The sequence below is a fragment of the Kitasatospora gansuensis genome (genome assembly GCF_014203705.1).
Taxonomy (GTDB): domain Bacteria; phylum Actinomycetota; class Actinomycetes; order Streptomycetales; family Streptomycetaceae; genus Kitasatospora; species Kitasatospora gansuensis.
Map to the genome: position 1 here is coordinate 5907675 of NZ_JACHJR010000001.1, position 22597 is coordinate 5930271.

Here is a 22597-nt window from a genome sequence, read left to right on the forward strand (position 1 = left end):
GCGGACGAGCCGGCCGGGCGGTCGCGTCGGGTCCCTTCGGGGGCTCGCCGAGGAACGTCCGGGCTCCACAGAGCAGGGTGGTGGGTAACGCCCACCCGGGGTGACCCGCGGGACAGTGCCACAGAGAACAGACCGCCTTCGGCCTCGGCCGGAGGTAAGGGTGAAACGGTGGTGTAAGAGACCACCAGCGACCGAGGTGACTCGGCCGGCTTGGTAAACCCCACCTGGAGCAAGGTCAAGATCGGCGCCTTCGGGCGCCGTGCGCGGATGCATGAGGGCTGCTCGCCCGAGTCCGCGGGTAGACCGCACGAGGCTGTCGGCAACGGCAGCCCTAGATGGATGGCCGCCTCCCCGGGCCGCGCAAGCACCCCGGGAGACAGAACCCGGCGTACAGGCCGCGCTCGTCCGTCGCCATCTGCGGATTAGTTCGGGAAGGGCCTCTGACCTGCGTCGGAGGCCCTTTCCGATCTTTCGGGGACCTGCCGTGTTCGGGATGATCATCCGACTGCTAGCTTCTGGGGGCCGTCCGGCCGATCCCAGGGGAGTCCGCAGTGCGACAGAACGTCAGAACCCCCCTCGTGCTGGCCGCTGCCGTCACGCTGGCCGTCTCGGCCTGCACGAGCTCGGCGCCGCAGGCCGCCGACCCGGCCGCGTCGGCCGGCCCTTCGCTCGCCGGCCGCGGCAGTGTCGTCATCGCCCGGTGCGACCGGTTCGCGGCCCGGTCCGCGACCTCTCCCGACACCAAGGTCCACGTGGTCACCGTCGCCGCACACTCGGCAGCGGACGGGACCCGGCTCGCCGAACGGTCGGCCGCCCTCCCGGACGGCGCCTCGGTCGAACCGCTCTGCGGGCAGCCTCGACGTACGGCGGCCTCCGCCGACCGGCAGCTCTTCGACTCCGGGTTCGGTCTGATCGCCGGTACGGTCCCGGGCCCCGGCGGGACCGGTACGGTCGCGACCGCCTTCACCCTCCCGGGCGGGCTGCCGGTCGCGGGGAAGGCGGCCGAGGGCCGCGCCCCCGCGTTCCAGGCGGGCACCTCCGTGCTCTGGTACGAGACCGCCGCCCGGCAGGTGGTCAGCCACGACCTGGCCCGGCCCGGGGCGGCCCCGCAGGCCCAAGGCACCGCCCCGGGGCCGGACTTCGCGCTCGTCGACGGCAAGGTGTGGCCGACCCGGCCGATGGAGACCAAGGCCGATCAGGTCGTCGCGGCCCCCGGGGGTGCCGTCGCCGCCGGGACCGGGTTCTGGCACCGGAGCGCCCCCGCCGCGAGCTACGGAGCCGAGTACGTCGAACCGCTGGTGATCGGCCCGCCCACGAACGGCAGGTCCGCCCTGCCCGGCTCCGAGCAGGTGCCCGCCTGCGCCCCGCGACTGTGGACCGACGCGAAGACCCTGCTCTGCGACAGCAACGACAACCTGCTGCTGCTGGGCTTCGCGGACGACCACAGCCGGGTGGACACCGTCACGACGCTGCTGCCGCCGGAGCAGCGGTTCATCGAGAGTGCGGTCCTCTCCCCCGACGGCCGGGCGCTGGCCTACCTCTCCACCTGGGACGACAAGACCGAGCTCTACCGGATCGACCTGGCCGCAGGAACCCGGCCCGTGAAGGTCGGCCCCGTCCCGACCTCGAAGGACGCTGGACCGGACGTCGGCGCTCCGCAGCTGGTCGCTTGGCAGTAACCCGTTCTCACCAGGTACCGGATCGTCAGGCGCGAAGCGCCGTCCGGAGGAGGTCGCCGAACCCGGCGGGGTGGGTGGTCAGGCCGGTGTGTCCGCTCGGCGCGTGCCGCCGCCTGCGGTGGGAGGTCGACGTCGGCGCTCGGTGCGGTGGTGTTGCCGTCCTTGACTCGGATCAGGAGTCTCCTTCTCGGGACGGGGGCCAGTGCTCCAGGAGGGTGTGCAGGGCGTCGAGGGCGCGGACCCAGGAGTGTTGCGACGAACGCTCGTGGGCGAACCCGCCCGCGGCCTCCAGGGCGACGAAGCCGTGGAACGTGCTGCGCAGCAGCCGGACCGCGTCGGTCAGGTCGGGCTCGGCCAGTCCGTAGCCGCGCAGCATCCCGTAGGTCAGCTCGATCGCGCGCCGCGGTCCGGGCGCGTTCGCGGCCAGCTCGGGATCGATCCGGATCGGGATCTGCGTCGCCAGGTAGCGGCCCGGGTGCTCGCGGGCGTAGTCCCGCCAGGCATTCGCGAACGCGACCAGCGCGTCCCGGCCCGCCCGCCCAGCAGTTGCCTCCGCGATACGGATGGTCTTCTCGTCCGCAGCCAGCAGGGCGATCCGCCCGCGCAGGTCCTCCAGGCCGCGGACGTGCGAGTAGAGGCTCGCGTCCTTCACGCCGAGCCGCCGCGCCACCTGAGACATGGTCACCTGGTCGAGCCCGGCCTCGTCCGCCAGCTCGGCGCCCGCGATCGTCACTCGCTCCGCCGTCAGTCCTGCCCGTGCCATGCGCTCTCCTCGTGATCCTAGGAGGCTTAGGTATAACCTAGGGATCCTAGGAAGGGCAAGTGGGAGAGCTGACGGGGGATCGGATAGCCTCCGGCGGACAGTGGCCAACGGGGAGGGTGCAGATCGTGAAGGTGGGACGGCGAAGACTGGTTGCCGCGGGTGTGGCGGTGGCGGTGGGCGGGGCGCTGCTGTCCGGGTGCGGGCCGCTCCGTGCGGAAGGTGGGCGCGGGAGCTCCGCCGAGTCGGTGGAGGCGGCTGCCAGTGCCCTGATCGCCGAGGTGTCGCTGTCCTTCCACTACGTGGCGCAGTCCGGTGAGAACCAGACGATGGATCAGCAGCTGGAGATCAAGAACATCGCTCGGGGTTCGGTGGCCCCGGTCCTGGCCTTCACGGCTCTGGACAGGAACGGCCAGGCGATGCCTCAGATCACGGTGGGCACGGTGTACGGAAGCGACCGGGGCAACCTGGTGGTGCCGTACGGGACGAGCATCGACATCCTGCGGTTCTCGGGCGCCGGCGAGCAGGACGTGGCGGATGTCCGGGTGACGCTGCGGAGTGCGGCCGCCGCCCGGATATCCGCCGGCCAACACGACGTGAAGGCTCAGGCGTTGGACAGCCAGGGCCACGAGGTCACCAGGTTCGAGCGCTTCTCGGCGGTCCGGCTCACCAACGAGGACGACTTCCCGGTCGCCGTACGGGTCGCGTACATCCTCTGGGACAGGCCGCCGAAGGGCGTGACCCAGCAGGCCGTCGAGGTCACGCCGGTCGGCGGCCTGACGGAGGTGCCGGCGCACGGCAGTGCCGTCGTACCGGTGACCGGGGATGCGGCCGCTGCGGTGGCGCGCAATGCCGACGGTCCGGCAGTGAGCCTCAAGGCCTACAGCTCGCAGTAACTTCGAGCAGACCCAGCTCAGTCGGTGGTGGTCTCGGCGTTCACCCAGTCCAGGTATGCGGTGGAGCCGGTGACGACCGGGACGCCGATGATCTCCGGGGTGTCGTAGCTGTGGTGCTCGCCGATGAACGCGGCCAGCCGGTCGGAGAGTTCGGCGCGGGTCTTGAAGTCGATGCGCCACTCGGGCTCGGACCGCACTTCGCCCTCCCATCGGTACACCGAGCTGATCGGGTAGACCTGGGCGCAGGCGGCGAGGCGTTCGCGTACCACGGCGGTGGCCAGGTCGCGGGCTCGAGTCTCGTCGTCGTGGGTCGTGGTGACCACGAGGATGTCACGGTGCGTCATGCGGGAAACGCTACCGACCGACCGCTGGCGCGGCTGACAGCTGGTCAGCTAGGGTCCCCTCCGGCACATTCGGAAGATCATTTGGGGGAGACCGTGTCGGAGCAAGTTCCTGCCCGGAAGGGCGGATCGGCGGCGATCGGCTGGGCGCTGACCATCGGGTTCAACATCGTCGCGCCGATCATCACGTACAACCAGTTGGTCGAGCACGGCTACAGCGAGGTCTCCGCCGTGCTGGTATCGGCGCTCTGGCCGGTTGTCGACATGGCGATTTACCTGGCCTGGCACCGTCGGATCGACGAGTTCGCCGCGATGTCGCTGGTCTTCCTCGGGCTGACCGCGCTGGTGGCCGTGGTCGGGCCGCAGTCGGCTCAACTGCTGCTGGTGAAGGAGTCGTTGGTCACCGGACTGTTCGGGGTGGTCTGTCTGGCGACGCTCGCCGCGCCGCGGCCGCTGATGTTCTACTTCGGCCGCAAGTTCGGTACGGACGGGACGGCGGAGGGAATCGAGCGCTGGAACGCGCTCTGGGAGCTGCCCGGCTTCCGTACGGTCCAGCGCAATCTGACCATCGGCTGGGGCGTCGTCTACGTCCTCGAGGCGGCCGTCCGGGTCGCGCTCTCGTACGTGCTCAGCACCGGCGCCATGGTGACGCTCAACTCCGTGCTCTCCTATGCGGTCACGGCCGCGCTGATCACCTGGACCCTGCTCTACGCCAAGCGCGCCCGGGCCCGCGGGCGGGCGGCGACCGAGGCGGCAGCAGCGGTGGCGGTGTAGTAGCGCAGCGCCCCTGGCCTGCCCGGGGTCGGCTGATGCCCAGTCAGTTCGTCTGCCTATGCTGGAGAAGCCCGATCGACGGGGTGCACAGCACGGGGGTGGGACGGTGCGGATCGAGCGTCACCTGGTGGGCGAGGCTGCGCTGAGCAGCGCGGTGGAAAACTTCGCCGAGCGGGCCGGGGGTGAGGTGCACCGGATGCAGAACGACGAATCTCCGGCCCGCGGTTGGGAGATGGTGGCGGATTCGTTCCTCGACTACCTCGGTGCGCGGTCGGTCGGCAACCCGGAGCTGGCGGGCAAGGACGCCCGGATCGCCTGCGAGTCGGCGGCCGCCGCCGCAGTGGGTGCGCTGGCGCTGAACGTCGGCCGGGCCGGTCACCCGCACGTGTTCGTCGAGTACACCGGCACGGGGGTGCCGTACGGCGAAGGCCGGCCGGCGGAGCAGCCGGACGGGGTCGTCGCGCACTCCTGGCTGGACTCGTTCTTCCTGGCCTTCGTGGCCAAACTGTCGGACGAGCACGGCGAGTTGTTCCTCGCGGCGGCCCCGCCCCTGCGAGGGTGCGAGCACCGGGCGGACGTGGTGCTGGTGCACGCGCTGATCGCGTACGTCTACGGCGAGGCTGGGCAGACGGACGGCTTGTCGGCGGACGGCCGGGTGGCGGTGATCGACGCGCTGGTCGAGGGCCTGGGGGACGGCACGGACCGGCCCGGCCACCGGGCCGCCCTGGCCACGCTGCGCGCGGTGGCGGCCGGGGACCGGGAGGGCTTCCGGCGGGCGCTGGCCGCGCAGTTGGAGCACTACCGGCAGCGGTCGGCCGTCGGTGATCCGGCGCCGCGCACGCTGCTCCCGTTCGACGCGATAGCGCTCGCGGCGATGGCCGCGCGGTGGAACAGGTGGCCGGTGGAGGTCGAGTCGGACTACCTGCCGGCCGCGCTGGTGGAGGGTTTCCGGCTGCCCGGTCCGCGGGTGCTCGGCTTCGGGCGGCAGAAGCGGGCCGAGGCGTTGGCGGCGTTGGCGGCCGGGCCGTTGGTGGTGGAGCGGCCGGTGCATCCGTACGCCGAGGAGGCCGGCAGGTTGGTCCAGGGAGCTTGTGCGGAGCGGGAGTTGGCGAAGTTCCGGGATCCGGAGCAGCGGCCCCTGCATGTGACGCGCAGGCTGACCGGGCTGATGCGCGGGCAGGTGATGAGCTTCCTGGAGCGGTCCGCGCTGGACCCGGACGGACGGGATCCGCAGCAGTGGGAGACGTTGCGGATCGGTGCCGAGGCGGGCGGGGCGACGTTCCGGCTGGCGCGCAGTGTGCCGGGTGCGGAGCACGAGGTGACCGTGGCCGGTACCACCCGGGTGCTGCCGGCCTGCGGTGGTTCGTACGGTCCCGGGGCGGGGCACTGGAAGCAGGCGGTGGCCCTGGCGCTGATCACGGGGGAGCGGCGGCAGTTGGCGGACTGTGTGCTGGTGACCCCTGAATTCTTCACCGTGGGCTGCTACTTCGGCCCGGTCGACGCCTACGGCGCGGCGCTGCACGACTACCTGCGCGGGGTGGACCCGGTGCCCGCGGTGACCAAGGCGTTCACGGTGTGCGCGCAGCACGAGCGCGGCCTGTACCTCGCCCCGCCGGTCAAACTGCTGTCGCAGCTGGTGGAGGGCGACCGGGCGGGCTTCGCGCTCGCGCTGGCCGACGCGCTGGAGGCGCACCGCGAGCACTACACGGTGGGCGAGCTGCCCGCCGAACCGGACGCCCTGGTCGACCTCGACATCCTGGCGTTGGCCTGTCATGCGCACCGGATGGGCTGGCCGGTGCCGGTCCGCTCGCCGTACCTGCCGGCGGGGCTGTTCGGCCGGTCGGGCTGACCGGCAGTCAGTTGACCGCCGGGCCACGGATGGCCAAGTTCGGTACCGGCCCGCACATTCGATCTTGTACTTTCGTACCTTGGCGGCTCCCGCCCTCCACCGATACCTCTAGTCAAGGTGCCCTCGTCAGAGGCGCATTGACGTTGTTTCGGGGGAAGAGAAGTCGTTGCGGGGACATGTTTCACGGCTGGCCGGGCTCGCCTGGCCGGTCTACGTCGAGCTGCTTTCGGGCGTGATCGCGTCGATCATCACCACGTTCTGGGTGGCCCGCCTCGGCGGTCCCGCGGTCGCGGCGGTCACGCTGGCCACCGGGATCGAGCACCTGCTGCTCGGGCTGGTCCTGGTGGTCAGCTCCGGCACCAGCCTCCGGCTGTCCCGGGCTCGCGGCGCCGGGGATGCCGCCGAGGCGGGCCGGGTCGGCACGACCGCCTGGTGGCTGTGCGGTCTGGGCTCGGTGGCCCTGGCCGTCCCTGGGGCGCTGTACCGGGAGTCCGTGGCCGGGCTTTTCCTCGACGGGCAGGCGGCCCAACTGGCCGCCGGGTACCTGGCGGTGGCGTTCCCGGGACTGGTGGTCTTCTTCGCCCAGAAGGTGGCCGACGACCTCTTCAAGGGCTCGGGTGACACCCGGACGCCGATGCGGACCGCCCTGCTGGGCAACCTCCTGCTGTTCCCCCTCGACCCGTTGCTCATCTTCGGCGCCGGACCGGTGCCCGCGCTCGGGGTGAGCGGCGCCGCGCTGGCGCTGGTCGCCTCGCGGGCCGTGGCACTGGCCGTGGCCCTGGCGCTGCACCGCCGGGTGCGGGTGCCTGGGCGGGTATCGGTACGGACGGCACGTCAAATCATGGCTGCAGGGCTCTCGTTCGGCGTGGACTTCACCGCTCGGATGGCGGTCGGCATGGTGCAGCTGGGCCTGGTGGCTTCGTTCGGCGTCGCGGCGGTGGCGGGGTACGGCATCGGGTACCGGATCCTGCTGGTGGCGACCATGGCGTTCTACGCCATCCGGCAGGTCGCCGGGATCGAGGCCGCGCGGCGCGCGGGGGCCGGGCGGGCGGACCAACTCCCCGCGCTGGCCCTGGACACCGCCATCCTGGCCGCCTCGGTGGGCGCGGCGGCCACCGCACTGTGCGCCACCGCCGGCGGGCCGCTCACCGAGTTGTTCACCCGGGACCCGGCCGTGGTGGCGCAGTCCCTCGCGTTCCTCCGCCTGATGTGCCTCTATCTGCTCCCGTACGCGCTGGTGGTCGGCCTCGGCGGCGTGCTCCAGGCGGCGGGGCGCGGCCGGGCCCTGGTGCTGGCCACCGCGCTGGGTTTCGCGGTCCAACTCCCGTCCGGGTACGGGCTGTCCCGGCTGATCGGCGTCAACGGCGTGTGGACGGCGATGGCCGCCGGGGCGCTCACCCAGCTCGCCGCGTACCGCCTGCTGCGGATCGTCCCCCGGAAGGCGCCGGGCGCGCACCGGCGGCCGCGCTCACCCCGGTCGACGCTGCGCAGGTCGGTCCCGCTCACGGTGCACCGGACGGTGGAGCGATCCGGCGCGGCCTGACGGACGGTCGGACTGCTGGTCCGTCGGCCCCGGCAGCCGGGTGGCCAGGGCGGCGGCGGTCAGGGTGGCCAGGGCGGCGAAGGTCAGCAGGGCGGGGCCGGTGGCCAGGCCGAGGGTGGTGAGGGTGGTCGCGCCCGCGACGCCGAGGGTGGGGCCGAGGTTCATCGCGGTCTGCTGGAGGCCGCCCGCGACCCCGGCGTTGTCCAGGGCGGCACGGCGCACGATGACGGCGGTCGCGGTGACCATCACGCTGCCGAAGCCCGCGCCCAGCAGCAGGAAGCCGCCGGTGGTGTCGAACCAGCCGGAGGTCCACCCGGAGGACCAGCCGGAGGACCGGTCGAGCCGGGCGAGCAGCAGGATGCCGAGGCCGATCAGCAGCAGGCCCGAGACCGCGGTCCGGCGGGCGCCGTGACGGCGCATCAGCACGGCGGCGGCCGGGGCGGCCAGCACCATCAGGACGGCCAGCGGCAGGGCGCGCAGGCCGCTGCCCAGCGGGTCCAGGCCGAGCACGTCCTGGAGGTGGTAGGTGGCGAGGAAGAGCGTCCCGAACATCGCGGCCGAGGCGCCGACCAGCACCCCGAGGGCCGGGCCCGCAGCCGTCGGGCGGAGGATGCCAACGGGCAGCAGGGGATTGGGGGTCCGGCGTTCGTGCCGGACGAAGAGGGCGGCGGCGGCCACACCGAGGGCGGCGCTCGGCAGGCTCGGGGCGGGCAGCGTGGTGAGGGCGTGCACCAGGCAGGCCAGGGTGAGGGCGAGCAGGGCGGCGCCGGGGAGGTCCAGGCCGACCCGGCGGGTGGGTTCGGGCAGGCGGACCAGGAGGGCGAGCAGGCCGACCAGCAGGGCGGGCGCGACGCCGAGGAAGAAGACCGCCCGCCAGCCGAAGTGGGTGGTGAGCGCGCCGCCGACCACCGGTCCGGCGGCGGCCGCCAGGCCGATCGCACTGGTGCGCAGGGCGATCGGCATGCCGAGCCGGTCGGCCGGGTAGGCGGCGCGCAGCATGCCGAGGGTGGCGGGTTGCAGCAACGCCCCGAACACGCCCTGGAGCACCCGCAGACCGATCACCCAGCCGATGCCGGGGGCCAGGCCGATGGCCGCCGAGGTGGCGGCGAAGCCGAGCACCCCGACGGCGAAGACCCGGCGGTGGCCGTACCGGTCGCCGAGGCGGCCCGCGAAGACCAGCAGCGCGGCGACCGCGATCAGGTACCCGGTGCTGGTCCACTGGACCTGGGCGAACGAGGCGTCCAGGTCACGCTGCAGGGTGGGCTGGGCAACGGTCAGCACGGTGCCGTCCAGGGCCACCACCATGGCGCCGGTGATGCTCCCGGCCAGGGTCAGCCGCTGTCGGCGGCGGGGGTTCACCGGGTCTCCGGGCCGAGGTGGGCGTCCAGGGCGGATCGCAGAACGGGCTCGAAGTCCTCGGTACCAGTGGCGAGTTGGAGACTGCCCCAGCGCCGGAGCTGCGCCAGTCCGTGCAGGTTGGCCCAGAGCGCGCCCGCGACCACGGCCGGTTCCGGACGGAGCTGCGCGACCAGCCGGACCAGCTGCTCGAACAGCGGCAGGCTGGTGTCGCGCAGGCCGAGCTCACCGCTCTCCAGCAGGTCGTGACGGAACATCAGCTCGTACATGCCCGGGTTGCTCCGGGCGAACTCGAGGTAGACCCGGGCCAGTTCGGCGACGTGGGCCCGGGGCGTCGGCCCGGCGGCGCCGGCGGTCAGCGCGCCGAGCTGCCCGAAGCCTTCGCGGGCGATCGCGGAGAGCAGGGTGAGGTGAGTCGGGAAGTACCGGCGCGGGGCGCCGTGCGAGACCCCGGCCCGGCGGGCGATCTCGCGCAGGGAGAGTGCCGCCAGGCCTTCTTCGGCCAGCAGCTCGACTCCGGCGGCCACCAGCCGGGTACGCAGGTCGAGGTCTTCGCTTGTCATAGACACTGTCTACCAGGGCGTGTAGACAGTGTCTACTCGGTGACTGTCGCGAAAGGATGGAAACTTTCTTTACCTTTTGCGGCGGCCACCGTACTGACCAGCGCGGATGGCGCAGAGCGCGGGTAAAGAAGGTCTGCTGACGTCGGGTCAGTCCGCACGCAGGCTATTGACGGCCCCATTGGTCCAGTCCAATCTGTCACCTGTCGTGCTCAGGTACGGCCCCGAGGGCTCCCCATCCCCCACCGGGCGCCCCGTCTCCCAGCCGGGTCGCTTGCACCGCCGGAAACCCCACTCCTCCGGAGGAACGTCACCCATGCTCGAACGAGCCCTGCCCGGGCGCCCTGTCGCGCCCCGGGCCACTTCGCGGCGGAGAGCGGGCGCTCTCGCGCTCGCCGCCGCGCTCTCCACCGGCAGCGTCGCGGTGGTCGCCTCACTGGACTCGGCCTCCGCCGCCACGGTCAACCTGCTGTCCAACGCCGACTTCGAGACCGGGTCGCTGGCCGGCTGGAGCTGTGCCGGTGGTAGCGGGTCGGTGATCGGCAACCCCGTGCACGGCGGCTCGTACGCGCTGAGCGCGGCGGCCACCGCCGGTGCCACCGCGCAGTGCCAGCAGACCGTCACCGTCCAGCCCAACACCACGTACACGCTGGCGGGTTGGGTCCAGGGCAGCTACGTCTACCTGGGTGCCACCGGCACCGGGGTGAACGCGCAGACCTGGACCCCCTCGGCCACCGGCTGGAGCCAGCTCTCCACCAGCTTCAAGACCGGCGCGAGCACCACCTCGGTGACCGTCTTCACACACGGCTGGTACGGCCAGGGCACCTACCGGGCCGACGACCTGACGCTGACCGGACCGGCCGGGTCCAGCCCGTCGCCGAGCGTCACCCCGTCCAACAGCGCCAGCCCCAGCGCGAGTTCGAGCGCGAGCCCGAGCGTCACGCCGTCCAGCAGTGCCAGCCCCAGCCCGAGCGGCAGCCCGTCCGGCCCGGTCGGCGACGGCAAGGTCAGCACGCCCGCCGGCCTGAAGGTCGAGCAGGTCACGCACAACGCGGTGGTGCTCTCCTGGCAGCCGTCCACCGACCAGACCGACAACGTCCCGGCCTACAAGGTGTACCGCCAGGGGCAGTTGGTGGCCACCTCGATGGGCACCAGGGTCACCGTCAGCTCGCTGCTGCCCGGCACCACCGCGAGCTTCAGCGTGCAGGGGTACGACGGCGCGGGCCACGCCTCCGGCCAGTCGACGCCGGTCACCGTGACCACGGCGGTGGCCCCGGCCACCGGCCCGTACCGCTCGGCCTACTTCGACCAGTGGGGCGTGTACGAGAACACCTACTTCGCGAAGAACGTCGACACCACCGGCTCGGCCGCCAAGCTGGACGTGATCACCTACGCGTTCGCCAACATCCACCCGACCTCGCACACCTGCTTCGAGGCCGTGAAGGCCTCCGACGCGACGCACGAGGACAACCCCAACGCGGGTGACGGCGCTGGCGACGCGTACGCCGACTACCAGATGGACTACACCTCGGCGACCAGCGTGGACGGCTCCACCGACGTCTACGAGCAGCCGATCAAGGGCAACTTCAACCAGCTCCGCCAGCTCAAGGCCAAGTACCCGAACCTGCGGCTGACCATCTCGATCGGCGGCTGGACCTACTCGAAGTACTTCTCCGACGCGGCCGCCACGGATGCCAAGCGGAAGGCCTTCGTCTCCTCCTGCCTGAACATGTTCCTCAAGGGCGACCTGCCGAAGAACGTCGCGGGCGACCCGTCCGGCGGCGTCGCGGCGGCGGCCGGTCTGTTCGACGGCATCGACCTGGACTGGGAGTACCCGGGCTCGGCCGGCGGCCACGTGGGCAACCACACCTCGACCGCCGACAAGCAGAACTTCACCCTGCTGCTCAAGGAGTTCCGCGAGCAGCTGGACGCGTACGGCGCCCCGCTCGGCAAGCGCTTCCTGCTCACCGCCGCACTGCCGGCCGGGCAGGACAAGATCCAGTACCTGGAGACCGACAGGATCGGCGCCTACCTGGACTACGCCGACGTGATGACCTACGACATGCACGGCGCCTGGGACGCCAAGGGCCCGACCAACCTGCAGGACCCGCTGCACGACAGCCCGGCCGACCCGGCCACGCCGATCACCCCGGGCAACCGCAAGTACAACGTGGACACCGCGCTCACCGCGTACACCACCGGCCTGCCGGAGTACGGCATCGCGGGCGGCTTCCCGGCCAACAAGCTGGTGCTCGGGATCCCGTTCTACTGGCGGGGCTGGACCGGTGTCCCGGCCGGGGCCAACTTCGGTCTCTACCAGACCGCGACCGGCCCGACCCCGGCCAAGCCGCTCAGCCAGGAGGCCGGTCTGGCCGCCTGGCGGGAGCTCACCCCGACCGCGGCCAACACGCACTGGGACCCGGTGACGGAGAGCTCCTGGATCTACGACGGCACCAACTTCTGGACCGGTGACACCCCGCAGGCGATCCAGGCCCGCGGCGCGTACGCCAAGTCCAAGGGGCTGGCCGGAATGTTCGCCTTCGCCCTGGAGAACGACGACAACGCCGGCAGTCTGCTCAACGCCATGGCAGGCAGCCTGAATTGACCCCTGCTCCAAGCGGCCCGCATCCCCTTCCCGGGGGTGCGGGCCGTCGGCGTCCCTGATCGGTTTTCGGCCAGCACCCTCAGGCGGGTAGGGGTGGTGCCCCCCGGCAGGGGGAGAACCGGTTCGGTCTCCGGGACGACAGGGGGTGGACCTGCGGTGGACGCGTCGGCCCGGCGCAGGCTGTGAGAGTGGGGCAGCCGGAAGGGACTCCGGCCGAACTGATCGAGGGGAACTGACTGATGCTCAACGGACGCGGGCGCACGGCACTCCGGGCAGCGGCGGTGGCACTGGCCGCCGCGACGGTGGTCGCGGTGGTGGCACCGGTCGCGGGAGCGGCCGACGTACCCCGGCAGGCGGTCACGGTGGCGGCGGGCGTTCCCACCGACCGGGTGGCGCTCGACCGGGCGCTGCACGACGTGGTCGAGGCCGGCGGCGCCAGCGCCGTGCTGGGCCGGGTGGTACAGGACGGCCGGACGGTCTGGCAGGGCGCGGCCGGGCAGTCCGATCTGGACACCGGAGCGCCGGCCCGGGCGGACGGCCGATTCCGGATCGGCAGCACCACCAAGACCTTCGTGTCCACCGTGGTGCTCCAGCTGGTGGCCGAGCGGAAGGTGAAGCTGGACGATCCGATCGAGCGCTACCTGCCGGGCACGGTGCCCAACGGCGCGAACATCACCGTCCGTCAGATCCTCAACCACACCAGCGGGCTGTACAGCTACACCGGTGACGAACAGCTCGGCATGAGCAGCCCGGAGGGGCTGCGGGCCTGGGCCGAGGGCGGCCGGGCGACCACCTACCGGGCGCAGGACCTGCTGGCGATGGCCTTCCGGCACGAGCCGCTGTTCGCCCCCGGCGCCGACTGGTCCTACTCCAACACCAACTACATCGTGGCCGGGCTGCTGATCGAGAAGGTCACCGGCCGGGGCTGGGCGAAGGAGGTGGAGCGGCGGATCATCCAGCCACTCGGTCTGCACGACACCTCGATGCCGGGCACCTCGATGGCGGTCCCCGGGCCGCACGCCAAGGGCTACCTGAAGTTCGACGACACCCGGATCGACGTGACCCGGCTGAACCCGTCGATGGCGAGCTCGGCGGGTGCGGGCATCTCCACCACGGCGGACCTGACCCGGTTCAACGCGGCGCTGCTCGGCGGCCGGCTGCTGCGCCCGGCCGAGCTGGCCGAGATGAAGACGCCCTCGCCGCAGGCACTCGAGCGCGGGGTGGGGTACGGCCTCGGGTTGTGGCGGACCACCCTGCCCTGCGGTGAGTTCTGGGGTCACGACGGGGGCATCCCCGGGTACTCCACCATGCTGATGGGCGATGTGACGGGCCACCGGCAGATCAGCTACTCGGGCAACCCGTTCAACTCCTCGGCGGAGACCGCCCGGACGGCCCAGGCGCTGGTGAGTGTGATGGCCTGTGGTCCGGGCACCCCGAGCGCCCCGACCGCGCAGCTGATGAAGCTGGGCTGAGGCCCGGGGCCGGGAGAGCGGGTGCGTCCAACGGGGGTGCGCACCCGCCCTTTCGGGGTCAGCAGCTCAGGTTCGAGCCGGCCACCGTGCCGAGGATCTGCACGAAGCTCTGGTACGCGTTGATCCGGCTCTGCACCTGGGCGGGGTTGCCGCCGTTGCACTCCAGCGAGCCGTTGATGCTGCGGATCGTCTCGCCGAAGCCGTAGCCGTTGACCATCGCGTTGTGCGGGGTCATGGTGCCGGGGCCGTTCTGGGTGTTCCAGTACCAGAGGGCGGTCTTCCAGGCGACGGCCGCGTCGGTCTGCACCAGGTTGGGGTTGTTCAGCAGGTTGATGCCGAGCGCGTCACCGGCCGCCTTGTAGTTGAAGTTCCAGCTGAGCTGGATCGGGCCGCGCCCGTAGTACGCGGCCTGTCCGGCCGGGCAGCCGTACGACTGCGAAGTGTCGCAGTAGTGCGGGTAGTTGGCGGTGTTCTGCTCGACCACGTAGACCAGGCCACCGGTCTCGTGGCTGACGTTGGCGAGGAAGGCGGCGGCCTCCTGCTTGCGGACGGTGTCGCTGCCGGTGCCCGTGAACGCCGGGTAGGCGCTGAGCGCGGCGGTCAGCCCGCTGTAGGTGTAGAACGAGTTCCGGCTCGGGAACATCTGGTTGAACTGGGCCTCGCTGACCGGGAATCCGCCCGGGGTGGCGGTGGCGGTGGGCGTGGGGGTCGAGCCGCCGCCGCAGGTGTACGGGTCCCAGTACCAGGTGCTGATCACCGGGTCGTAGCCCGGGTTGTCGTGCTCGGCGACGTAGTACTTGCCGTCGGTGTACTTGACGATGCTGCCGGTGGTGTAGGTCTGACCGGCCACCCAGGCGGGGTAGTTGCAGCTGCCGGAGGTGGCGGTCGGGGTCGGGGTCGGGGTCGGCGTGCTGCCGCCGCAGGTGCCCTGGTCGGCCCAGACGCCCGAGCTGCCGCCCGGGGTCTCGTTCTGGGTCCACCACTTGGCGGACCAGTTGTGGCCGTTGTACGAGGCGGTGTTGCCGCCCACGTAGACGGCGGAGGAGCTCCAGGCGGTGGCGCAGCTCGCGGCCGAGGCGGCGGCGGGCAGCAGGACGGCCAGGCCGACCGCGATGACCATCGCGGAGAGCAGGGCCAGGAGTCGTTTTGTCGACACTTCATCACCCCTACGTGCGGTGGGGGCCGCACGATCGACTACAGATACGTCCGGTGGGGGCCCGCCGGGAAGCGGGGCCGGTACGGGACTGTGTGAGGGGACTCAACCGCAGTGGTCTACACCTGTCAAGGGCTCCGGGGCGGTTCGGGCACGCCCTGATCCATCGCACTGACGGGTCGTCAGAGTACGTACTGGCGCAGCACGGCAGTACTCCTACGACGTCGGCACCTGGCACATCGTCACGCTGAACTCCAACGCATGTCGGCGGGCTCGGCCCGGGAGCAGTGGCTGCGCGCCGACCTGGCCGCTCTACCAGGCGCTCCAGCTTGATCAGGGGCACGGGGGAGCCGGTCGGTCGGCTCTCCCGCGCCTCAGCGCTGTTCGGCGGCGAGCTTCTCCAGGGTGGCGACGGCCCGTTCGGCATCGGCGGCCTCGACGAACAGGTGGTCGTGGTGGAAACCCGCCACCACGTTGCAGCTGATGCCCTCCGCCGCCAGCCGGGTGGCCACCGCGGCGGTCAGGCCGACCGCCTCCAGCGCCGAGTGGATCCGCAGCGTGATCCAGGCGGCCACGTACTCGTACGGCAGCCCGAGCGCGTCCGCCTCCTCCTGCGCCACCACCACGGTGGGGCCCTCGGGTTCGGCCACCGTGACGATCGGCTGCAGTCCGACCGGCACCCGGGCCGCCAGCGTGCAGTACACGTACCGCCCGGGGTTGAGCTCCGGGCGCATCCCGCTCAGCAGCTTCCGCAGATCACTCTCACCAGCCATGGCCGCCACGGTAGTCGGTACGGGTGGCCCGGGCCGCGGGCGACACGGCCCGGATCAGCCCGTCCCGGCCCGGAGCCGGGCCCCGGTCGGATCGTGGCAGCCGATCTCCACTCCGACCTCGCCGACCTTGGAGCGCGCCGACCTGTCCGCCATCACCACGGCCCGGGCGTGCACCAGACCGGTCACCTCGAAGACGTGGTCGTCGTAGGAGCCGTGGACCACCCCCTCGGCGTGCAGGTCCCCGGTGACGTGCACCGAGCCCCAGGAGACCAGGTGGCGGACCGTCAGGTCGCCGAGCACTACCAGCAGCCCGAGCCCGGAGGAGCTGTCGTCCAGGAAGCCGTGCACCGTCAGGTCGCCGTCCACCACCAGCGCGACGTCGTGGTCGAGGTCCGCCGGGGCGACCAGGTCGCCGGAGTGCAGGTACCAGCCGATGCGCGGGTCCGTCAGGTACTCGGTGATGTTGCCCTCGACCCGGTCGGCGATCGCGGCGGCGCCGTCCCGGTCGAGCCGGTCGAACCGGGCCCGCCAGTCGGAGGTGGCCGGTACGGGGGCCGGCCACCGGTCCGGTTCGGCGGTGGGCCGCCGGGCCATCGTCTGCCGTACCTCGGCCGCCGGATCGTCGAGCAGGACGGGCACCACCCGGCGGGGCAGCCTGTCCCTGGCCGCCACCGCGCAGCGGACGCTCACCGCGCTGTCCGCGGCCAGCGCCCGGACGGTCGGCTTGGGGGTCGACCGGTGCGCCGCGACCGCCCGGCGCACCAACTCGTCGGGATGCACGGAGAACAGCGCCAGCCACTCGGAACCGGTGGCCGGCTGGGCGGCCAGCGCCCGCAGCACCCCGACCCCCGCCCGGTCACCGGCCCACCGCACCGCCAGCTCCTCGGCCAGCGCCGGCGTCAGCCCGATCCGGGCCGCCACCGCCCGCGCCACCTCCGGCTCCCCACCGACGAGTTCGCGCAGCCGGGCCACCGTCGTCCCGGCCCGCCGGACCTCCCTGACGAGCGCTCCCGCCGTCCCCATCCGCCCCCCCTTTTCCCGAAGGTCCCCCTGCGGGCGCCAGCCTGGCACGTCCCACTGACACACCGTCAAGACGGCGTCGACCCCGTGCCGCCGGGCGGCACGGGGTCGGACGGAGCGCCCGCGGGCGGATCAGGCGGCGAGGCCGAGGCCGCAGGCGACCAGGGCCGGGGCCAGGTAGATCAGCGGGAACGCGGCGTGGGCGTAGGAGCGGGCCCGGACGCAGGTGATCACGGCGCCGAGGTAGTAGAGCGCCAGGCCCACGGTGGCGGCGATGCCGATGAAGGGGACGAACAGGCCGACCACCAGGCCGAGCGCACCGGCGGCCTTGGCCAGGCCGAGCGGGGTCCACCAGCTCCGCGGTACCTGGTACTGGACCATCGACTGGACGACGAAGTCGGCCCGGCGCAGCAGGGAGAAGGCCGAGAAGCCGGTCATGGCGGCGGCGAGCACGGTGACGACGACGTAGGCGGTGTTCATCAGGGGGTCTCCTCAGCGGGCGGGCTTCGGAGCGGGCTTGCTCCGTCGCGTCTCACTGCATTGACCCGGCGGGGTGCGCGAGTGTGACAGCGCTGAGAAAAAACTTTTCGGCGCCGGGCAAACCACCCCGACTGAGGGGACGTCAGCCCTCGGGGGCGTACTCGTAGCGCCAGCGCCAGCGGCCCTTGGGGTCGTACTCCTTGGCCCGGTGGTAGACCAGCGTGGTGGCCGGGGTCTCACCGTGGGCCGGGACCGGCACCCGGTAGGTCTTCGGGACGTTGTTGAACGGGGTCAGCGCGATGGGCAGCACCCGCCCGTCCAGCGGGCCGCCATGGAATTCGGTGTCCGTGCTTCTCACGGCTCCACCCTACGGCGGCGCTGGGACCAGGATGTGAAGGAGATCGGGAGCCGGTGTGACCAGCGCAGCACCGCCCCCGGTCGGAACGGCCCCCCCGACACCCTTATCCTGCTCTGTACGCCCTCGGGGTTTCCCGGGTCGGCGGGCCCTCGTACGGGCCGGGTGGGGTGTGCACGGTGCGCCTGCCCGCCGAGCCTCAACTCTCGTGGTCCGTACCGTGCCCCCGGGCGTTCGGCCGTCCGGCACCACCGGCTCCGGCCTTCGGCAAGGCTGCCGGACCAACCGCGCTCCCGGGAAGTAACGGGGCGGGCTCCGGCGTTGCGTCGGATGTTGCGTCGGTCGCTGTGTCACACCAGGCACGGCAGCTACAGCAGGTGCGGAAGGGGCCCGATGGAAGCCAGCAGCAGCAGGTGGACCAGTTGGTGGCAGCGACGAGAGCGCGAGCGTGCCACCGCCGCGACCGGGGTGGACGCGGCGGGTCGACTGGATCTGCTGCTCGGTGCGGTGCGCGCGGGCTTCCCGCTGGCGCCGGCCGCGCACCCGGCGGGGCACCGTTGTTCGTGTGACCGGGTCGGCTGTCCGGCGCCGGCCCAGCACCCCGTCTCGTTCGCCTGGCAGTCCCAGGCCACCGTCGATCCGGAGCAGCTGGCCCGCTGGCTGTCCCGCGATCCGCAGGCCAACTTCATCACCGCCACCGGCCGCGCCCACGACGTGCTGGACGTCCCGGCCGAGGCAGGCAGGCTGGCGCTGGAGCGGCTCGACGCGCTCGGCGTGCACGGCCCGGTGGCCGCCGTCGGCGAGGACCGCTACCTCTTCTTCACCGCGACCAGGGGCACCCCGGTCGACGAGGACGAGTGGTGGCCGAGCGTGCTGGACAGCACGCCCGACACCATGTCCGAACACCCCGGCCTGCGCTGGCACTGCCGCGGCTCGTACACCCTGCTGCCGCCGGCCTCGCTGCCGGACGGCTCCGAGGTGCGCTGGCTGCGCGGCCCGGAGCACGCCCTGCCGGACGCGCTCCGGGTGCTCGACGTGCTGACCGACGCCTGCACCGAGGTGGGCGCGGTCGCCGAGGAGCAGTGGCTGATCGGCTGACCGCGCCCACCTGATGAGCTAAGGCAGCGTCAGGATCTCGGCGCCGTTGGCGGTGACCACCAGGGTGTGCTCGAACTGGGCGGTGCGCTTGCGGTCCTTGGTGACCACCGTCCAGCCGTCGGCCCAGATGTCGTAGTCGTACGTGCCCAGGGTGAGCATCGGCTCGATGGTGAAGGTCATCCCGGTCTTGATCACCTCGGTGGCCCGCTCGCTGTCGTAGTGCGGGACGACCAGGCCGGAGTGGAACGAGGTGTTGATCCCGTGGCCGGTGAAGTCGCGGACCACGCCGTAGTCGAACCGCTTGGCGTAGGACTCGATCACCCGGCCGATCACGTTGATCTGCCGGCCCGGCTTGACGGCCTTGATGGCCCGGTCGAGTGACTCCCTGGTGCGCTCGACCAGCAGCCGGGACTCCTCGTCCACGTCGCCGCAGAGGTAGGTGGCGTTCAGGTCGCCGTGCACGCCGTGGATGAAGGCGGTGGCGTCGATGTTGACGATGTCGCCGTCCTGAAGGACCGTCGAGTCCGGGATGCCGTGGCAGATCACCTCGTTGATCGAGGTGCAGACCGACTTGGGGAAGCCCCGGTAGCCGAGGTCGGACGGGTAAGCGTCGTGGTCGCACATGTACTCGTGGGCGACCGCGTCGAGTTCGTCGGTGGTCACGCCCGGGGCGATCAGCTTGGCGGCCTCCGCCATCGCCTGCGCCGCGATCCGCCCGGCGATCCGCATCTTCTCGATGGTCTCCGCGGTCTGCACCTCGGGGCCGGTGTACGGGGTCGGCTTGGGCTTGCCGACGTACTCCGGGCGCGGGATGTGCGCGGGGACCTTGCGGATGGGGGACTGGATGCCGGGTACGAGAGCCATGGCCGCGAGTCTATCGGCCGGTCCACCGAGGACCCGGCTGTGCGTGCGAAGCCGCGTGCGGGGCATGATCGTCACAGGACGACGGAGGGAGCAGTCGATGGTGTTCGGCAGGAGCAAGCCGACCGGCAAGCCCGGCGAGTGGTTCTGGTGCATCAAGCACGCCAAGGTCGAGGAGGGCCCGGAGTGCCCGGCCAAGGACCGGCTCGGCCCGTACGCCACCCGGGAGGAGGCGGGCCGCGCGCTGGAGACCGCCGCCGAGCGGAACCAGGAGTGGCGCCAGGACCCGCGCTGGAACGACGGGCAGGAGCCGAAGGGCTGACCCGGCGTCAGACGGCGGCCGCCTCCCGGGCGGCCGCATCGGCCTCGTGCTGGGCCTCGTGTTGGGCCCGGACCAGCGCGACGTGCTCGTCCGTCCGGTCGTCGTAGCGCAGCAGGCTCGGCACCGCGGCGGCCAGCCCGAGCACGCCGACCACGCAGGCCAGACCGCCCATCCAGACCGAGCCGCGGACGCCGACCAGACCGGCCATGCCGCCCGCCCTGACCTGGCCGAGCTGCGGGCCGACCGAGTAGCTGAGCAGCTCCACCCCGGCGAGCCGGCCGCGCAGCTGGTCCGGGATCGACTGGTTCCAGATGGTCGACCTGGCCACCCCGCTGATCTGGTCGGCGCCACCGGCGACGGCCAGGCAGAGCAGCACCAGCCAGATGTTGCCGACCAGCCCGGCCAGCGCGATCGCGACACCCCAGCCGAGCGCGGCCAGCACCAGCATCCGGCCGTGCCGGTGGATCCCCGAGGTCCACCCGCTGGTCGCCGAGACCACCAGCGCACCGGCGGCGGTCGCGCCGTACATCAGGCCGAGCGCCCAGTCGGCGCGCAGGTCCGAGGCCCAGAAGGCGTAGATCGCCACCGGGTAGGCGAACAGCATCGCGCAGGTGTCGATGACGTACGTGCTCAGCAGGTCGCGGCGGCTCCAGGCGTACTTGATGCCGGTGACGATCGCGCCCAGCGAGGGCTTCTCCGCGCCGGTGGACGGCGGGACGGCCCGCATCCGGGCGAGCAGCAGCAGCGAGACGCCGAAGGTGAGCACGTCCAGCCCGTACGCGACCTGCACCCCGGCCACCGCGACGATCACCCCGGCCAGGGCCGGGCCGGCCACCGAAGCGGCGTTGCGGTAGAGCGAGTTGAGCGCGAAGGCGGCGGTCAGCTGGTCGTGCGCGACGATCCGAGGGGTGAGCGAGTCCAGCGCCGGGCGCTGGAGTCCGTCCAGGGCGGCGACCAGGGCGGCCACCAGGTAGATCGGCCAGAGCAGCGGGTTTGGCAGCAGCGCGTTCAGCAGCAGCAGGCCGGAGAGCAGCAGCAGACCGGCCTCCGAGCGGAGCACCAGCTTGCGCCGGTCCAGCGCGTCGGCGAGCGCGCCGCCCCAGAGGCCGAAGACGATCAGTGGCACCAGTTCGAACGCGCCGATCAGGCCGACCGCGAAGGTGGAGTCGGTCAGGTGCTTGATCTGCAGCGGCACCGCGACATAGGTGAGGAAGCTGCCGAAGGCCGAGACGCAGCCCGAGCTCCAGAGCAGCCGGAAGTCCCGGGAGGACCGCCACGGGGTGAGGTCGGGACGGATGCGCTGCCAGCGCGAGGGTTGCTTGGTCACGGGGCATGGTGCGATTTCCGGCCGAACGGCTGCAACCGAATTACCGACGCGACCACCGGTGCGCCTACCAGTGCGCGACGGGCGACCCGGTCAGGCGCTCGGCCAGCCTGGCCAGCCGAGAGGCGGGCGCCCCGGCGGCCGAGCTGACGAGGTGTTGGATCAGGTCGAAGGGCTCCGGCTCGGCGGCCGGCACGGTCAGCCGTTCGTGCGCGAGCGCGGCCAGCTCCGGGTCACCGGTGTCCAGCGCGAGCACGGTGGCCCCGCCGCGCCTGGCGTCCTGCACCCGCTCCAGCAGACGGGCCTCCGCCGAGGCGGGCGCCACCAGCAGCACGGTCGCACCCCGCCGAGCCTCCGTCAGCCCGCGCAGCCCGTACGAGAGATGGGCGGGGGCGCCGGGCTCGACCCGGTGCCGCAGCAGGGTGGGGGCCAGCCGGGGGACCCCCGAGCGGGTGGCTTCCTCGTCCAGGTGGGCGGCCAGGTGCCAGGGTTCGTACGCCTCGGTGCCGACCAGCAGCAGGCCCCGCGCGGTGCGGCGGCCCACCGAACGGCGCAGCGCCCCGGCGAAGACCAGCGCGGACTCGGGCCAGCCGGTACCGGCCAGCCGCTCGCGTAGTGCTGAAACTCTCACCGCGTCCATGGAGCAGAGGATGGAGCAGGCCGGGGGGCTTTGGCAGGATCTTCGACATGACTACCCACGATTCAGTGACCCCGCCCGCGCTTCCCGACGTCTCCGGTCTGGTGGTCGGCGTCCTCGGCGGCACCGGCGACCAGGGGCGTGGGCTGGCCCTCCGGCTGGCCAAGGCCGGCCAGCAGGTGGTGATCGGTTCCCGGACGGCCGAGCGCGCGGAGGCCGCGGCCGCCGAGATCGGCCTCGGCGTACGGGGCGCGGACAACGCCGACTGCGCCCGGCAGAGCGACATCGTGATCGTCGCGGTGCCGTGGGACGGCCACGCCGCCACCCTCTCGGCACTGCGCGAGGAGCTGGCCGGGAAGATCGTGGTGGACTGCGTCAACCCGCTCGGCTTCGACAAGCAGGGCGCCTACGCGCTCAAGCCGGAGGAGGGCAGCGCCGCCCAGCAGGCCGCCGCCCTGCTGCCGGACTCCCGGGTGACCGCCGCCTTCCACCACCTCTCGGCGGTGCTGCTGCAGGACGAGTCGATCGAGCGGATCGACACCGACGTCCTGGTCCTCGGCGAGGACCGCGAGGCCACCGAACTGGTCCAGGCCCTGGCCGCCCGGATCCCCGGCATGCGCGGCATCTTCGCGGGCCGCCTGCGCAACGCCCACCAGGTCGAGTCCCTGGTCGCCAACCTGATCTCGGTGAACCGCCGCTACAAGGCCCACGCGGGCATCCGGATCACCGACGTGTGACC

At 72.3% G+C, this 22597-nt stretch carries 22 protein-coding genes and 1 other RNA gene; 11 read left to right on the top strand and 12 right to left on the bottom strand.

From position 1 onward, the window contains the following. The first annotated feature begins 5 nt into the window (after window positions 1–5). An RNA gene (gene rnpB, locus F4556_RS26735) (RNase P RNA component class A) lies at window positions 6–408 on the top strand. A gap of 143 nt (window positions 409–551) precedes the next feature. After that, entirely contained in the window at window positions 552–1679 is a 1128-nt protein-coding gene (locus F4556_RS26740; RefSeq protein ID WP_184920396.1) for a hypothetical protein, read from the top strand. A 172-nt stretch (window positions 1680–1851) separates the two neighbouring features. Here F4556_RS26740 and F4556_RS26745 read toward each other — a convergent pair whose 3' ends face one another. Next, on the bottom strand, window positions 1852–2442 hold the full coding sequence (locus tag F4556_RS26745; protein WP_184920398.1) for a TetR/AcrR family transcriptional regulator: 591 nt from the start codon (window positions 2440–2442) through the stop codon (window positions 1852–1854). Window positions 2443–2603: 161 nt separating this feature from the next. On the opposite strand from F4556_RS26745, the gene F4556_RS26750 reads away from it, so the two are divergent. Then, window positions 2604–3335, top strand: a complete 732-nt coding sequence (locus F4556_RS26750; RefSeq protein ID WP_184920400.1) for a hypothetical protein — start codon at window positions 2604–2606, stop codon at window positions 3333–3335. Between the two features lie 17 nt (window positions 3336–3352). On the opposite strand, the gene cutA is transcribed toward F4556_RS26750, so the two are convergent. Continuing rightward, entirely contained in the window at window positions 3353–3679 is a 327-nt protein-coding gene (gene cutA / locus F4556_RS26755) for a divalent-cation tolerance protein CutA (RefSeq protein WP_184920402.1), read from the bottom strand. Window positions 3680–3772: 93 nt separating this feature from the next. Here cutA and F4556_RS26760 point away from each other — a divergent pair, with 93 nt between their 5' ends. From F4556_RS26760 to F4556_RS26770, 3 genes are all read left to right on the top strand, one after another. Continuing rightward, window positions 3773–4450 carry a VC0807 family protein gene (locus F4556_RS26760; protein WP_184920405.1) on the top strand — a complete coding sequence of 226 codons (678 nt, stop codon included), beginning with the start codon at window positions 3773–3775 and terminating at the stop codon, window positions 4448–4450. 106 nt (window positions 4451–4556) lie between these two features. Next, a complete protein-coding gene (locus F4556_RS26765) occupies window positions 4557–6299 on the top strand; it encodes an immunity 49 family protein (protein WP_184920407.1) in 1743 nt (580 codons plus the stop codon). 166 nt (window positions 6300–6465) lie between these two features. Next, the gene (locus F4556_RS26770) at window positions 6466–7842 is read left to right on the top strand and encodes an MATE family efflux transporter (protein ID WP_184920409.1); all 1377 of its coding nucleotides are present in this window, start codon (window positions 6466–6468) and stop codon (window positions 7840–7842) included. Here the strand turns inward: F4556_RS26770 and F4556_RS26775 are convergent. Together F4556_RS26775 and F4556_RS26780 are read right to left on the bottom strand one after the other, a co-directional pair. Beyond that, on the bottom strand, window positions 7768–9147 hold the full coding sequence (locus F4556_RS26775) for an MFS transporter (protein WP_184925215.1): 1380 nt from the start codon (window positions 9145–9147) through the stop codon (window positions 7768–7770). The two genes, F4556_RS26770 and F4556_RS26775, sit on opposite strands and share 75 nt — an antisense overlap. A 50-nt stretch (window positions 9148–9197) precedes the next feature. Further along, a complete protein-coding gene (locus F4556_RS26780; RefSeq protein WP_184920411.1) occupies window positions 9198–9761 on the bottom strand; it encodes a TetR/AcrR family transcriptional regulator in 564 nt (187 codons plus the stop codon). 313 nt (window positions 9762–10074) lie between these two features. On the opposite strand from F4556_RS26780, the gene F4556_RS26785 reads away from it, so the two are divergent. Further along, window positions 10075–12363: a glycosyl hydrolase family 18 protein gene (locus F4556_RS26785; protein WP_184920413.1), complete on the top strand. Its 2289-nt coding sequence runs from the start codon at window positions 10075–10077 to the stop codon at window positions 12361–12363. A 239-nt stretch (window positions 12364–12602) separates the two neighbouring features. Next, the gene (locus F4556_RS26790; protein WP_184920414.1) at window positions 12603–13835 is read left to right on the top strand and encodes a serine hydrolase domain-containing protein; all 1233 of its coding nucleotides are present in this window, start codon (window positions 12603–12605) and stop codon (window positions 13833–13835) included. A 58-nt stretch (window positions 13836–13893) separates the two neighbouring features. Here F4556_RS26790 and F4556_RS26795 read toward each other — a convergent pair whose 3' ends face one another. From F4556_RS26795 to F4556_RS26815, 5 genes are all read right to left on the bottom strand, one after another. Continuing rightward, a complete protein-coding gene (locus F4556_RS26795) occupies window positions 13894–14991 on the bottom strand; it encodes a glycoside hydrolase family 19 protein (protein WP_184920415.1) in 1098 nt (365 codons plus the stop codon). 371 nt (window positions 14992–15362) lie between these two features. Further along, entirely contained in the window at window positions 15363–15761 is a 399-nt protein-coding gene (locus tag F4556_RS26800) for an ACT domain-containing protein (protein WP_184920416.1), read from the bottom strand. A gap of 54 nt (window positions 15762–15815) precedes the next feature. After that, on the bottom strand, window positions 15816–16784 hold the full coding sequence (locus F4556_RS26805; RefSeq protein WP_184920417.1) for a hypothetical protein: 969 nt from the start codon (window positions 16782–16784) through the stop codon (window positions 15816–15818). A gap of 129 nt (window positions 16785–16913) precedes the next feature. Beyond that, window positions 16914–17261 carry a DoxX family protein gene (locus F4556_RS26810; RefSeq protein WP_184920418.1) on the bottom strand — a complete coding sequence of 116 codons (348 nt, stop codon included), beginning with the start codon at window positions 17259–17261 and terminating at the stop codon, window positions 16914–16916. Window positions 17262–17403: 142 nt separating this feature from the next. Continuing rightward, window positions 17404–17619: a DUF8847 domain-containing protein gene (locus F4556_RS26815; protein ID WP_184920419.1), complete on the bottom strand. Its 216-nt coding sequence runs from the start codon at window positions 17617–17619 to the stop codon at window positions 17404–17406. Between the two features lie 390 nt (window positions 17620–18009). Here F4556_RS26815 and F4556_RS26820 point away from each other — a divergent pair, with 390 nt between their 5' ends. After that, window positions 18010–18714 (top strand): bifunctional DNA primase/polymerase, encoded by a 705-nt coding sequence (locus F4556_RS26820; protein ID WP_184920420.1) that lies wholly within the window; start codon window positions 18010–18012, stop codon window positions 18712–18714. 18 nt (window positions 18715–18732) lie between these two features. Here the strand turns inward: F4556_RS26820 and map are convergent, their stop codons facing one another. Continuing rightward, complete coding sequence (map, locus tag F4556_RS26825; protein WP_184920421.1) at window positions 18733–19578, bottom strand: type I methionyl aminopeptidase; 846 nt, start codon at window positions 19576–19578, stop codon at window positions 18733–18735. Between the two features lie 97 nt (window positions 19579–19675). Here map and F4556_RS26830 point away from each other — a divergent pair, with 97 nt between their 5' ends. Continuing rightward, window positions 19676–19897 carry a hypothetical protein gene (locus F4556_RS26830; RefSeq protein WP_184920422.1) on the top strand — a complete coding sequence of 74 codons (222 nt, stop codon included), beginning with the start codon at window positions 19676–19678 and terminating at the stop codon, window positions 19895–19897. A 7-nt stretch (window positions 19898–19904) separates the two neighbouring features. Here the strand turns inward: F4556_RS26830 and F4556_RS26835 are convergent, their stop codons facing one another. Together F4556_RS26835 and F4556_RS26840 are read right to left on the bottom strand one after the other, a co-directional pair. Further along, entirely contained in the window at window positions 19905–21224 is a 1320-nt protein-coding gene (locus tag F4556_RS26835) for an MFS transporter (protein WP_313068668.1), read from the bottom strand. A 64-nt stretch (window positions 21225–21288) separates the two neighbouring features. Continuing rightward, window positions 21289–21861 (bottom strand): hypothetical protein, encoded by a 573-nt coding sequence (locus F4556_RS26840; protein WP_184920423.1) that lies wholly within the window; start codon window positions 21859–21861, stop codon window positions 21289–21291. A 47-nt stretch (window positions 21862–21908) separates the two neighbouring features. Here F4556_RS26840 and npdG point away from each other — a divergent pair, with 47 nt between their 5' ends. Beyond that, entirely contained in the window at window positions 21909–22595 is a 687-nt protein-coding gene (npdG, locus tag F4556_RS26845) for an NADPH-dependent F420 reductase (RefSeq protein WP_184920424.1), read from the top strand. The last annotated feature ends 2 nt before the right edge of the window (window positions 22596–22597 follow it).

Coding starts and splice junctions, on each gene's coding strand:
- cutA (WP_184920402.1), bottom strand. CDS start 3,679: ATGACGCACCGTGACATCCTCGTGGTCACCACGACCCACGACGACGAG.
- F4556_RS26820 (WP_184920420.1), top strand. CDS start 18,010: ATGGAAGCCAGCAGCAGCAGGTGGACCAGTTGGTGGCAGCGACGAGAG.
- npdG (WP_184920424.1), top strand. CDS start 21,909: ATGACTACCCACGATTCAGTGACCCCGCCCGCGCTTCCCGACGTCTCC.
- F4556_RS26790 (WP_184920414.1), top strand. CDS start 12,603: ATGCTCAACGGACGCGGGCGCACGGCACTCCGGGCAGCGGCGGTGGCA.
- map (WP_184920421.1), bottom strand. CDS start 19,578: ATGGCTCTCGTACCCGGCATCCAGTCCCCCATCCGCAAGGTCCCCGCG.
- F4556_RS26780 (WP_184920411.1), bottom strand. CDS start 9,761: ATGACAAGCGAAGACCTCGACCTGCGTACCCGGCTGGTGGCCGCCGGA.
- F4556_RS26840 (WP_184920423.1), bottom strand. CDS start 21,861: ATGGACGCGGTGAGAGTTTCAGCACTACGCGAGCGGCTGGCCGGTACC.
- F4556_RS26805 (WP_184920417.1), bottom strand. CDS start 16,784: ATGGGGACGGCGGGAGCGCTCGTCAGGGAGGTCCGGCGGGCCGGGACG.
- F4556_RS26745 (WP_184920398.1), bottom strand. CDS start 2,442: ATGGCACGGGCAGGACTGACGGCGGAGCGAGTGACGATCGCGGGCGCC.
- F4556_RS26800 (WP_184920416.1), bottom strand. CDS start 15,761: ATGGCTGGTGAGAGTGATCTGCGGAAGCTGCTGAGCGGGATGCGCCCG.
- F4556_RS26810 (WP_184920418.1), bottom strand. CDS start 17,261: ATGAACACCGCCTACGTCGTCGTCACCGTGCTCGCCGCCGCCATGACC.
- F4556_RS26785 (WP_184920413.1), top strand. CDS start 10,075: ATGCTCGAACGAGCCCTGCCCGGGCGCCCTGTCGCGCCCCGGGCCACT.
- F4556_RS26775 (WP_184925215.1), bottom strand. CDS start 9,147: ATGGTGGTGGCCCTGGACGGCACCGTGCTGACCGTTGCCCAGCCCACC.
- F4556_RS26830 (WP_184920422.1), top strand. CDS start 19,676: ATGGTGTTCGGCAGGAGCAAGCCGACCGGCAAGCCCGGCGAGTGGTTC.